Origin of the sequence: Algoriphagus sp., assembly GCF_030694375.1 — a bacterium.
Classification (GTDB): domain Bacteria; phylum Bacteroidota; class Bacteroidia; order Cytophagales; family Cyclobacteriaceae; genus Algoriphagus.
In genome coordinates this window covers 140,122-151,835 of the sequence record NZ_JAUXYL010000003.1, presented here as the reverse complement: position 1 = coordinate 151,835, position 11,714 = coordinate 140,122, and the positions used below count along the sequence as shown (strand labels likewise).

The 11,714-nt window shown below is 41.0% G+C and carries 10 protein-coding genes; 2 read left to right on the top strand and 8 right to left on the bottom strand.

Translation table 11 applies throughout. The features are described 5' to 3' along the window. Positions 1 to 439 precede the first annotated feature (439 nt). Positions 440 to 1,279, bottom strand: a complete 840-nt coding sequence (locus tag Q8M62_RS00755; protein ID WP_304901164.1) for a DUF5602 domain-containing protein — start codon at positions 1,277 to 1,279, stop codon at positions 440 to 442. 342 nt (positions 1,280 to 1,621) lie between these two features. Between Q8M62_RS00755 and Q8M62_RS00750 the strand changes: the two genes are divergently transcribed. Then, the gene (locus Q8M62_RS00750) at positions 1,622 to 1,987 is read left to right on the top strand and encodes a hypothetical protein (RefSeq protein ID WP_304901165.1); all 366 of its coding nucleotides are present in this window, start codon (positions 1,622 to 1,624) and stop codon (positions 1,985 to 1,987) included. Positions 1,988 to 2,230: 243 nt separating this feature from the next. Beyond that, complete coding sequence (locus Q8M62_RS00745) at positions 2,231 to 2,908, top strand: hemerythrin domain-containing protein (RefSeq protein WP_304901166.1); 678 nt, start codon at positions 2,231 to 2,233, stop codon at positions 2,906 to 2,908. Between the two features lie 161 nt (positions 2,909 to 3,069). Here the strand turns inward: Q8M62_RS00745 and Q8M62_RS00740 are convergent, their stop codons facing one another. The 7 genes from Q8M62_RS00740 to mtaB form a co-directional block, all read right to left on the bottom strand. Further along, a complete protein-coding gene (locus Q8M62_RS00740) occupies positions 3,070 to 3,468 on the bottom strand; it encodes a DUF2784 domain-containing protein (protein WP_304901167.1) in 399 nt (132 codons plus the stop codon). Positions 3,469 to 4,473: 1,005 nt separating this feature from the next. After that, entirely contained in the window at positions 4,474 to 4,704 is a 231-nt protein-coding gene (locus Q8M62_RS00735; RefSeq protein WP_304901168.1) for a hypothetical protein, read from the bottom strand. Positions 4,705 to 5,169: 465 nt separating this feature from the next. Next, positions 5,170 to 5,673: a tetratricopeptide repeat protein gene (locus Q8M62_RS00730; protein WP_304900943.1), complete on the bottom strand. Its 504-nt coding sequence runs from the start codon at positions 5,671 to 5,673 to the stop codon at positions 5,170 to 5,172. A gap of 36 nt (positions 5,674 to 5,709) precedes the next feature. Next, complete coding sequence (locus tag Q8M62_RS00725; protein ID WP_304900942.1) at positions 5,710 to 6,471, bottom strand: HNH endonuclease signature motif containing protein; 762 nt, start codon at positions 6,469 to 6,471, stop codon at positions 5,710 to 5,712. Beyond that, positions 6,468 to 7,745, bottom strand: a complete 1,278-nt coding sequence (locus Q8M62_RS00720) for an AAA family ATPase (RefSeq protein ID WP_304900941.1) — start codon at positions 7,743 to 7,745, stop codon at positions 6,468 to 6,470. The genes Q8M62_RS00725 and Q8M62_RS00720 overlap by 4 nt, the downstream gene beginning before the upstream one ends. A gap of 60 nt (positions 7,746 to 7,805) precedes the next feature. Beyond that, entirely contained in the window at positions 7,806 to 9,821 is a 2,016-nt protein-coding gene (locus Q8M62_RS00715) for an alpha amylase C-terminal domain-containing protein (RefSeq protein WP_304900940.1), read from the bottom strand. Positions 9,822 to 10,274: 453 nt separating this feature from the next. Further along, positions 10,275 to 11,594: a tRNA (N(6)-L-threonylcarbamoyladenosine(37)-C(2))-methylthiotransferase MtaB gene (mtaB, locus tag Q8M62_RS00710; protein WP_304900939.1), complete on the bottom strand. Its 1,320-nt coding sequence runs from the start codon at positions 11,592 to 11,594 to the stop codon at positions 10,275 to 10,277. Between the last annotated feature and the right edge of the window lie 120 nt (positions 11,595 to 11,714).

Below are 11,714 nucleotides of genomic sequence, written 5' to 3'. Positions count from 1 at the left end.
TTTTGTCATTTAGGAAAATTCAATAAGGACAAACTTATTCGAGATGTCAGAAACCATTTTTTTATATAGATCTGAAAATGAGAGTTTCAAACCGGAAAGTCTGGATTTAATTTAAAATAAGATGTTTTGATCTTTTTTTTGAATTTCTAAGGGTTGAAAAAATCATTGTTTGATTCGTGAAATTCAAAAATCGCTAAGTTATGTAAACAAGTGACCTAGCCTTGATTGAGTACAAGTTCAAAACTTCCCCAAATTTATCCAGCGATGGGGGATCAATCCATTAGCAGAGAGATTTGAATCTTAACCAAAATATTCAATTTGCCAGGGTCTGTCCGGACACAAAGACTCCGGCCGCAGTTCGGGTTTGAAAGCTAAATTCAATAACAAAAAAATCCCCGGAATTGCCCGGGGATTGATATTCAAGAAATATGTCAGGCGATTACTCGTCTGCCATTTTAAATGAAAAATCTGTTAACATAATCAGGTATTCTTTTCTACTTGGATTATAGCTCACCCTGTATTTGGAAGGATAGAAGCCGTATACCTGAAAATGTGTGGGTAGAGGAATTTCATCCAGATGGCTTGGTTTGCTCTTGATATAATCCAAGGTGATCATCGGCTCCATAAATGCCACTTTCTCCTTGTAAGTGCCATATATAAAAGTTCTGGTAAAGGTTTCACCTGCAAGTTCTGGGCTTAAGGGATTTATCCAATGAACTCCCATATGAGGTACTCTTCCCGGAAGCTGAATATAGGGGGAGGGAATGTATTTGGCTAAAGGAATTTCCGGGTCCATTTCTTCCAAAGGAGTGATTGATAACCTTTCCTCATTTGAAATCATGTAAAAATGAAAATCAAAATGGGGCAAATCATAGATCCCTTCAGGCTTATGTCCTTGAGGCGCCCAATCTATAGTCATAAATTTGTAGGGTGTCATTTCTGCCTGTTTTGGAAATTGCAGGATATATTCAAAATAGGGTTCATGATTTATTTTATGCTGATGGCCTTCCTGATCGGTTGGAAGACTTTCCAGCGCTTTTTCGCTCAGTGCCACTCCCATGGCAGATGGTTTTCCTCCGCTGTTGATAGTAATAAATGTTTGTGCTTTACCATTTCCCATGGGAACTGCAGGGCCGTAGAAGGTGCTTTCCTTTGATTTTTTGTCCTTTTCAACAGAGAAATTTTCTTCCCGCATAATTTCGCAGGAACTGGCGACTAGAAGAATAATCAATGATTTGATCACCATCAGTGTGAGTGTGGATTTTTTAAAAGTTTTCATGATAGAAATAAGAATTGGTTTAAGAATTATTTACTACCGCATGATGGGATATTCACATTAGAGGTTGCACGGGACTTTTCAGCTAGGACACAAAAGAATGGTGAGATCTGCTAACTACTTTTAATAAACCTGAATAAATCTTAGTGAATTGGCTTCCTAACTATATTAAAGTATGTCTTGAATATACTTGCAGGTTTATTTCCACACCATTTTTACAATTGAAAAAATACTAGGGCGCTCACATAAGTATGTGATTTTGACATTTGGTGATAAATACCTTGCAACTTTTTCTACCTAAATCTCATCTCCCACATAACAGAAAAAAGAAACTTATTAAATCGTATGAAGAAATTAATTTTTAATCGAAGAATGGCAATTGCCATTTTAGGGATTGTGTTTGCATCCTATTTTAATTGGAATGCACATGCGCAGCAGCTTAGCCTACTTGCGGCTAGACAGGGTGTGGAAGGACATTTTACAGTTTATTCCAAAAATGAAAATAGGGAATCGAAAGAGGAACTGACTATAGAACAGTTGGAAATCGAAATAGAGGAAATACCAAGTGTAACTTTTATCAATAAAAAAGGAGAGGTGGTAGCCGTACTGTATGGAGACAAAAATGTGCTTAAGGATATCTATATGGATAATTTATCCAAAAGTTATTTTCTGAGCGCCTATGGTAAGCATGAAATTTACCTCATAAATTAATTTTGGATTGATGAATTCTTAAAAGGTAGGCTTTTTGAGCTTACCTTTTTTAAAATTGAAGGTGTGTTAATTCCACAGTGTGTATACTATACTCGTAGCTGAATAAGCAGTGATTTTTTCTATTTCCTCAATTTTAAATAGTGATTTACAGCCTCACATATTGATGTGATTATGCAATATCTCCTGCAACCCTCGCACTCATTTTCCAATCCTTATTTAAACAGTAAACATGATTTTAAACAAATGGAAACACAACGATTAAATCCCTACCTATTGCCGCATAAAGGTTTGAGAAACTTACTGGCAAAGGTCTCTTTCTTGGCAGGAAATCTGGATTACACCAGTGTTCATGAAGTAGAACAACTGAAGCTGTTTGCCCGTGAGCTTTTTTATTTATTGGAGCAGCATGCCCAGGTGGAGGAATCTGTGGTATTGCCAGAACTGGAGCAGAAAGTCCCCGGCAGCACCCAAGAAAATCATGAGGAGCATGAATTTCTGGAAGCAATAATTACCAAGCTGGACAAGCAGACGGAGCAGTTATCGGTCGAGAGTACTCCCACTGATTTTTTGGATTTCTTTTTAGATATATCCGACTTCCATTCAAAGTACCTTGCCCACATGCTTATGGAGGAGAGGGAGGTTCTAAAAGCCATTTGGGCCAATTTTACAGATGAAGAATTAATTGCCCAGCATCACAGGATCCTGTCTTCCTTTACTCCTGAAAAAATCCTGAGATGGTTTAGGTTTATCGTTCCTGCATTAAATCCCCAGGAAAGAAAAATTGTCCTTGGCGGGATGAAAGCTAATGCACCGAAAGTGTTTTTCAATGAGCTTTTGGAAGTGATTAAAGCTGAAATGCCTGAATTCGCCTTTGCCAACTTGGTGAAATCACTGGAAGAAAAAGAATTGTCAAATTCATAAGCCTTGGATGCGCTGCTATTTTTTGGTCGTCCGGAGATTTCCGGACGATTTTTTTAAACCCCTTTTTCGTATTTCGCCCATTTTTCATTTAAGTGGCTTTTTTAGGGATTTTATTCGGCTTTAGGACAATGCTTTACCCAGGCTAGGACACGGGATGATTTTCATTTATCCCCTTTTTTGTAGCCATTCCTCCAATTTTTCACATTCAGATAAATACTGCAAAAAAGTGCACTGAAAAATACTAGGGCTGTGCCAGTATCTACCAGATGTGGAGGCAAATTTATTCCTGTCAATTTCAGAATAAGGAAATGGATGTAGGAATCTGACAGATTTTGATAGCCTAACAACTCACGGACTTCCCAATGCCAGTCGGTGCAGAAACAATATCCCCATCCGTACCAAATTCCAAGGATAAACCACGAAAATGCCGTGAGCGATAAGGTGAGCAGGTTTAGCATACGCCAGCGTGGGACCAGCCATCCGAAAATATTGAACAGAATGAAAATAGTGTGGAAGGCAAAAAAGAAAATATCAAGGAGATGGAGGAAGAAGTCTGACATAGCGAGAAACAGTAAGCGTTAAAATTATCTGGTATCTCCGATGTTTTCAATCCTATCATTTATCATGGCAGAAAGGTTAAATCGCAAATTCCGCTCCTTCAAAACTTATTCAAAAGTTTGAGTTGTCCTTCAAGCTGTTGAGGTTTTCTTTCATTGCGCCGAAGTATAAATGAACAGTAAAATTTAAAAAATCCGGGTCAGTTATTGGCAGATTACTTAAAAATATATGCTGGACGTCAGGAGTGGTTTGTCTGTCTTTCCCGGATAGCCAAACTAATTTTTTATTGGCTGAATGTTTCGATTGTTCGAGTATAGGCAAACTGAATACTAGGCCTAACCTAGGACCAAAACCACACTCAGATGGGAGTCAGTTAAAGGCCATCCTAGAATTGCCTGAGCATATTTCAGGTAGGAAGGAACCAAAAACTTGTTTGGAACATCGGTTCTTTTAATCACATAATCAGAGATGAGGTAGTGATTTTTCAGCTGCATTGGCCTAAGAGAAACCAAATGACCGCAAAAACTATAATGGTACTGATGCAACCGCCGCCGAGTTTTTTGGCACCATAACCTGCGATCAAAGCCTTGAAAATATTGTTCATGTGTTTTTTTGAGTTTGTTGTAATTTATGCTTTTAATCCCGTGCCAAAGTTGAATTTGTCTTTCTAATTAAGCAAGGATTGGGTTTGCGAGGGTCCAAGGGATCAAAAAAACGGGAATAATCTATTCACATTGGGAATAATTTGGTGCGGTGTAGAATCAGGGAAAAGGAAAACTTGGCCTGGGTGGAATTGCTCCCGATGGCTATCGCGGATTACACCCTGCCTAAAAAAAAACTTCAAGGCTTAAAAGAAGTAGACAACGCTTAGAAGGGGTTTTTTGACACTACTATTAGAGTTTTATTGAATTCTCGATAAAGCTTTTTGGAATAAGTGGAGCTTTTATTCCGATGAGTAAAAAAATCTAGAATTTTAAAAAGTTTGATCTTGGCTAAATGTTACTAAATCAGTTTTCGTTTGCCCATTTCCCAAATTCTTCATCTAGTTGATCCTGAGTGATAAAAATTCTCTGATTAATCTGCTCTTGCGATTGCTTGATTTCCTCTCGCTGTTCTGTGGTCAGTCTGATGACAGAGGATTTGGTATCCAAAATGGTTTTGATCGCTTCCAAAAAAGTGGAGTCATTAATTTCGGAGATTCGCTGGATGAGGTGCTTCTTTAAATCAACTGTGGTCATGGCAAGTGAGATTCAGAATGGAATTTATGAAAATTTGACGGTTTCATCGAATTGCAAATTCGAAAGGATAGTAGGGTAGGACTAGGCGTAAAGAAATCATTCAGTGAATGATTTTAGCCTTGGGCCAGCTTGCAGGGTGGGCAAATTCCACCCAGCGTCTATTGGAACTTCAAGGCTAGAAACCATAAGACTACTCTCAGAAGGGGGCACCCAGCTCCAAAAGAACTTCATTGCTAATTGAAATAGACAACGCCTGGCAAGGGGTAATAAGGGTTTTCTGCCAATTAAAAATTGGTAGGGATATAAGGGTGTAATTGCAAATTACACCCAGCGTCCAAGATACTTCAGGACTTAAAAGAAGTATATTACTCTTAGTGGGGGGATTACACCCTGCCTAAAAAAAACTTCAAGGCTTAAAAGAGGTAGACTACGCTTAGAAGGGGGTATGTTAATTTTTCAATTTAATTAATTGCAATATTGTTTGATAGAACTATACGCTTCTTCAATTCCTAATTCTCCAGCTTTAGATAGGTCAAGACACCCATTATCTTTTTGACCTAGAATTATTCTAGAAAAGCCTCTATACCAGTATGCATATTTCTCATTTGGGTCAAGATCAATCGCTATGTTACAATCTTCAATTGCACCTCTATAATCTTCTAAATTAAACTTGCTTTCTGCTCGTTTGTAATATGCTCTTACTTCGTTTGGATTAATCTCTAATACTTTGTTATAGTCAGAAATTGCCCCAGTGTAATCGTCTAAATACAGTTTAGATTCAGCTCTTAACGAGTAGGCTAGTTTATTTTTAGGATTCAATTCGAGAGCTTTATTACATTCAATTATTGCTCCCCGATAATCCTTTTTTGCTATTTTTGCTAGCGCTTCAGCGTTATATTGGTTTGATGATTGAGAAGAAGCGGTGGAAAAGAGGAAAGCTGAAATAACTGTGATTATAATTTTTTTCATTTTATTTATCTTGTAATTATAAAATTAAAGTTTTAATCATATAGGGTCTGAGGGGTTTAAAGGATTACGAGGTATTGGGATGTAACCCATGTTAGAGTCAAAACAATTTGTTGCAGTGCCTTTGATAATAGAATTATCAGTTAGCTTTTCCATAATCAAAGGTTCATTAAAAAATTCCTCATACCACAAGCTAAAAAACCCACTATCTGCGGCTCTTCTTGCTATGTCGATTGCAACAACATTAGCATTATATGTAGTAGAAGCCAATGCCATGTCATAAACCTGTCGGGCTGATTTCACAGATAGTATCGCTGCCTTTCGTTTTATACTTCGGATGTCCACAATTGCTGGCCTTTCATCAATATTATCCAATGCAAGTAATTCAATAGTATCATGAGCCTTATGATGCTGGTTTGCATTTAAGCCTGGACGTTCTATCACAATAGCGTGGTCAGGATTTGCATTTAAAACAATTGAAAAAGGCAAATGAGTATTGTGTTCTTCTGGCAAGTAATAAGTGTTTGCATCAATAGGTGTATTATCTTTTGCATTATTACAAGGGCCGCAAGCGAGAAGCATGTTATCCCAATCAAGGGCTGGCCCAGGAGAAACACCTTTTGGTGGATTTTTAGGTATTACATGCTCCACTTGGAGGCTGTGGCTCAATGGCTGATTGCAATACACACAGTAATAACCAATACGATTGATTAGTCGACTACGCCAGTCTCGGTAAGCTGAAACTACAATTGCATTACCTGCAGCGTCTGTTGGAGTATTTCCTTTATTTAATGGTCTCATTTACCTTTAGATATTTTTTGTAATTCAAGAAATGCTCTTATTGCAGGGTCTGAGATCTCATCCAATTCTTTTTGAAGCTCACCAATAGATTTATTTGTTTCGAGGTTCTGCATGAATTTTTTACTCTTATTATATAGGTCGTCGTTTAATTCAGAGTAAGGACTTGAAACCCCCATTATTTCAGTAGATACAGTATCAATCTTTAACTCGTCTGGAGTTACATCCATTAATTTGTCAAGATTCCAGATTTCATCACTTTTTAAAGATTGGACTATGAATGGTGAATGTGTTGTAGCCACGAATTGAATGTTTGGAAAAGTATTCTTTAAGTCATCTACGATTCTCCGTTGCCAGTTGGGATGAAGGTGCAAGTCAAGTTCATCAATAAGTACAATTCCAGGAGTTAGTTTAACAGCATTTTCCCCTAAATGAGGATTAAGTTTTATACACCTGTAAGCTATATCAGCGACCATTCCAATGATGTTTCTATAACCATCGCTTAATTGACTGAATTGTAGTTTTTCCTTGTTGCCATTTGGGAAAATAAAAATACCTGTAAGATCATCTACAGCAAAACTATATGCCATGTCCTGCCAGTGATTGTTAGGAATCATGGAGATAATAGACCTATTGAAAGTCTTTAATAATAACTTGTCACTATCCTGATCAAACTTCCGAATTTCATCTTCATAGGTTTTATACCATGAAAGAAACTCCTTACTTGAAGACTTTGGGGAAAGGCAGTTAGTATATGCCTGTGATACCCCTTCTCCGGTTTTTTTGTATGCGGTTTTTTTCTCCTCATGTTCAGCCCATAATCTTCCTGTTCCATGATAAGCTATCACTGGGAAAACCACATTTTTACCTGCACGACTTAACTTTAACATTTCCGCTGCTACCTTTTCAATGTTTTTAGCCTTTACAAATGTTGTGTTAGTTTTCTTAGGTGAGATTTTATCTACTGTTCTCAACCAACCTTTCTCGATAGTCTTTTCATTGACATTGCCAAATGCTTGAATTTCAACAGGTAATTGTGGTACCGGTTGATTATTTTTTGTTGCTACACGAATTTCATTTTTACCTATACTTCGGGATTCAAGTTTCGCCACATCTATACCACGCAGAAAACTGCCAGCTGCAACTGCCAATGCGTCAAGAACTGACGTCTTACCTTTTGCATTTTCTCCGATAAATACAGTAAAATGAGGATTTAGGAAAAAAATCTCATCCTCGAATCCTTTAAAGTTCTTTACTCTAATTTTTTCTATTTTCATGTTTGAAAATTAAATCTTTTTCAAAGAATATTTAACTTGAAATTTCTCAATATTAGTTTTCTAACTTATTGCTACCATCACCATCACCACCCGATTCGGAACATACAAACTCACTATCTGATCTTTGTCGGTTTTGTATTTTACAGTTTTGTCTAGTCTAGCGAAGCCCCCATATTCTTTTTCATCAGAATCAAGCATGATCTGATAGGTACCTGCTTCAGGCATGCGGATCGAAAAACCGAAAAAGGACTCGGTAGGATGGAAGGAAAAGACAAAAATCAGATTGCCGCGTTCGTAGGCGATAATCTTCTTATCCGGATCGAGGTGAAGTTGCATGGCAGGAGGGGCTGAGAGGATTTGATGGTCTTTGGCCAGTTGGATCATCACTTTGTCCCACTTATCCAGCTGCTGATAGCGGAGTAGGGGATCGTCGACCAATGACCACTGCCGCCGGGCATATTGATAGCTCCAGTCATTGCCCAGTCTCGGAAAGTCCACCCACTCGGGATGCCCGAATTCATTGCCGATAAAGTTGAGGTAACCCTCGCCGCCCAGTGTAAGTGTGATCATGCGGATCAGCTTGTGCAGGGCGATGCCGCGGTCCACGACGAGATTTTGCTCCAGCACGGTCATGGAGAAGTACATTTCCTTGTCCATCAGCCAGAAAGCAATGCTTTTATCCCCGACCAGCGCCTGATCGTGGCTCTCGGCATAGGCGATGGATTTCTCCAGTTTCGGCCTGTTGGTCAGTTCGTGCCACAGCTCAAACATGTCCCACTGCTCGTCCAGCTTATGCTTCAGCGTCTTGATCCAGTAGTCGGGTATGCCCATGGCAAGACGGAAGTCGAAGCCGATGCCCCCATCAGCTATCGTTCGGCAAAGTCCCGGCATCCCGCTGACTTCCTCGGCGATGGAGAGCACTTTGGGATTCAGGGCATGGATCACCGTGTTGGCGAGTTGGAGGTAGAGCAGGGCGTCTTCGTCTACGCCTTCGTCGAAGTATTTATCGGAGGAATCAAAGGAAACCAAGCCGTGGTGCTTGTATATAATAGAGGTGGCCCCGTCGAAGCGGTATCCGTCGAAGTGAAACTCCTCCATCCAGTAGCGGATATTTGAGAGCAGAAATTGCTGAACTTCCCACTTCCCATAGTCGAAAAGCTTGGAATCCCAGCCTTCGTGATAGCCTTTTGGGCCGGGGTGGAAGTATTGGTGGTCGCTGCCGTCAAACTCGTTGAGGCCTTCGTTGACATTTTTCACTGCATGGGAATGCACGATGTCCATGATCACGGCGATGCCCATGCCGTGGGCGGTGTTGATCAGGGATTTGAGCTCCTCGGGCGTCCCAAAGCGGGAAGAGGGTGCAAAGAAATTGGAGACGTGATAGCCGAAGGAACCGTAATAGGGATGCTCCATCACGGCCATGAGTTGGATGGCATTGTAGCCACCTGCTTTGATGCGCGGGAGGATCAGCTCCTCAAACTCAGTATACGTCCCCACTTTTGCAGCCTCCAGGGCCATGCCCACATGCGCCTCATAGATGAGCGGCATCTTGGCAGGCTCGTCCAGGGAAAAGTCCTGATCCGTCCAGGAAAAAGGTTGCGGCTCAAACCAGAGTTGCCCGGCAAAGTCATGGTTGGTTTCATCCTGCACTACCCGGCGGATGTATGCCGGAATACGATCGAGATCGCTGTCATTGGCTCCGATGACCCGAACTTTTATTTTGCTTTGGTGGACGAAGGTATGTTTGTACTCTTCATAAGGAAGAAAAATCTCCCAATCGCCCCTCGGACTGCTGCGCATGGGATGGGAATTTCGATCCCACCAGTTGAAGTCGCCCATGAGGAAAAGCGCTTTGGCTGCAGGTGCCCACTCCCGATAGACCCAACCGTTTCGGAGCTTGTCGAAGTGCACACCAAAGTATTCGTGCATTCCGGCGAATTCCAGAATGCTACCCGAGAAGTCATTGATGGCCCGAATGGCGTTTTGGTAGTTTTGGAATCGCTTCTCGATTTTGGATTCGTAGGGTTCGAGCCAAGGTTCGTCTACGATCAGGGGTAATTTTTTTAATTCTTTCACAAAAAATGGTTTTTGCCTAGGATGAATTCGAGCATGACCGAAAAGTCACACTTGGAGATGATTAAAGTTTTGCGAGATTACTTCCGATCCCGATAACTATCGGGACTGCCTCTAACAAGAAATTATAATCGTATGAAATTAGAAAAATTTGGGTGGAAAGGAAGGGGAGGTAAAAAAGTTTCACCCCTTCGGGGCTAAATCTTCTGAGTTAATCCGTTTTACCACGGGCTTCACCCGCGGTCATGGATGGTCTCGCTCCTTTGGAGCTGGGTATATCTTAAAAACTGAGCTGGGAATTTTTGAAAAAACTCAGGAGGGAACTGTTCGCTTTGATTTGAAAGGAGATCCGAAGAATTGCAACTATTCATGACCCTCGGTGACTATAAGGAGCCGGGGGCCGAGCTGATAAACGCAATTTAGAGCCCAAAAGGGGTGAAATCAGTAATCTTAAGACTAGTGTTTTTCATACACCAACTCCGGTTCTCTCACCTCGACATTGCCGGAATCATTGATTTGATCCAAGGTCACCAACTTGAGCTCATTGACCAGCATGGGATCGTATTTGGCAGCGACGCGAATGTAGTTTTCGGTGAAGCCATGGATCTTTCCATCTTCGACATCTTCTTCAAAAAGTACGGTAAAGGTGCCGCCCAAATTCTCCTCATAAAACTTACGGCGCTTCTTCTCGGATAGAATTCGCAACATTTTTGATCGTTCGTTCCTTTTCTTGAGTGGCACAACGCCATCCATTTCGACTGCCCGTGTATTGGCACGCTCGGAATAGGTGAATACGTGGAGGTAAGAGATGTCCAGTTCATTCAGGAAGTTGTAAGTCTCCAGAAAAAGCTCATCTGTCTCCCCTGGGAAGCCCACAATCACATCTACACCGATGCAGGCCTTGGGCATTAGGGTTTTGATTTTGGAGACACGGTCTTCGTACAGCTCCCGCAAATAGCGACGGCCCATTTTCCTTAAAATTGTATTAGAACCTGACTGCAGGGGAATATGAAAGTGAGGAACGAATCGCTTGGATCGGGACACAAATTCGATGACCTCATTTGTCAGCAAATTTGGCTCGATAGATGAAATCCGCAGCCGGTCAATTCCCACTACATCGTCCAAGGCATAAACCAAATCAGCGAATCGTTCGACACGCTTTCCGTCCACGATTCCAAAGTCGCCGATATTGACGCCCGTCAGGACGATTTCTTTGACCTTTGTGGCAGCGATCTCCCGGGCTGAAGCCAATACAGATTCGATGGTGTTACTTCGACTTTTCCCGCGCGCAAGTGGAATCGTGCAAAAAGCGCAGCCATAATTGCATCCGTCCTGAACTTTCAGGAAAGTTCGGGTTCGGTCATTAATAGAAAAGGCATTATTAAAAGTGGTGGCCTCAGTGATCTCAGAGGCGAGTACTTTGGTCTCTTGGACTTTGGCGAAACCATCCAAAAGCTCAATCAGACGGAATTTTTCAGCCGCACCCAAGACCGCGTCCACTCCTTCTATTTCGGAGATTTCGGTTGGTTTCAGCTGGGCATAGCAGCCAATGATGGCCACATAAGAATCAGGCGATATCTTTTTAGCCTCTTTGACGATCTTTTTACACTTCTTGTCGGCATTCTCGGTGACCGAGCAGGTGTTAATGATGAAAATATCGGGATTTTCCTGAAAATCGACTTTCAGATACCCTTTTTCTTCGAATTGCCTGCCAATAGTAGAAGTTTCAGAGAAGTTTAGCTTACAACCGAGGGTATAAAAGGCGACTTTTTTCATGAATACTCATTTCAATGATCAGCTGCAAAGGTAATTAATCCCGATCTTTTTTCAATTCTCCAATTTTCGGGGATAAAACCTGCTTTTTTTAGGCTTTTGGCTCTCAAAACACCATGTTTT

Bases quoted from the DNA above. Each gene is read 5' to 3' on its own strand.
- Q8M62_RS00730 (WP_304900943.1), bottom strand. From the start codon at position 5,673: ATGAAAAAAATTATAATCACAGTTATTTCAGCTTTCCTCTTTTCCACC.
- Q8M62_RS00725 (WP_304900942.1), bottom strand. From the start codon at position 6,471: ATGAGACCATTAAATAAAGGAAATACTCCAACAGACGCTGCAGGTAAT.
- Q8M62_RS00750 (WP_304901165.1), top strand. From the start codon at position 1,622: ATGAAGAAATTAATTTTTAATCGAAGAATGGCAATTGCCATTTTAGGG.
- Q8M62_RS00735 (WP_304901168.1), bottom strand. From the start codon at position 4,704: ATGACCACAGTTGATTTAAAGAAGCACCTCATCCAGCGAATCTCCGAA.
- Q8M62_RS00720 (WP_304900941.1), bottom strand. From the start codon at position 7,745: ATGAAAATAGAAAAAATTAGAGTAAAGAACTTTAAAGGATTCGAGGAT.
- mtaB (WP_304900939.1), bottom strand. From the start codon at position 11,594: ATGAAAAAAGTCGCCTTTTATACCCTCGGTTGTAAGCTAAACTTCTCT.
- Q8M62_RS00745 (WP_304901166.1), top strand. From the start codon at position 2,231: ATGGAAACACAACGATTAAATCCCTACCTATTGCCGCATAAAGGTTTG.
- Q8M62_RS00740 (WP_304901167.1), bottom strand. From the start codon at position 3,468: ATGTCAGACTTCTTCCTCCATCTCCTTGATATTTTCTTTTTTGCCTTC.
- Q8M62_RS00755 (WP_304901164.1), bottom strand. From the start codon at position 1,279: ATGAAAACTTTTAAAAAATCCACACTCACACTGATGGTGATCAAATCA.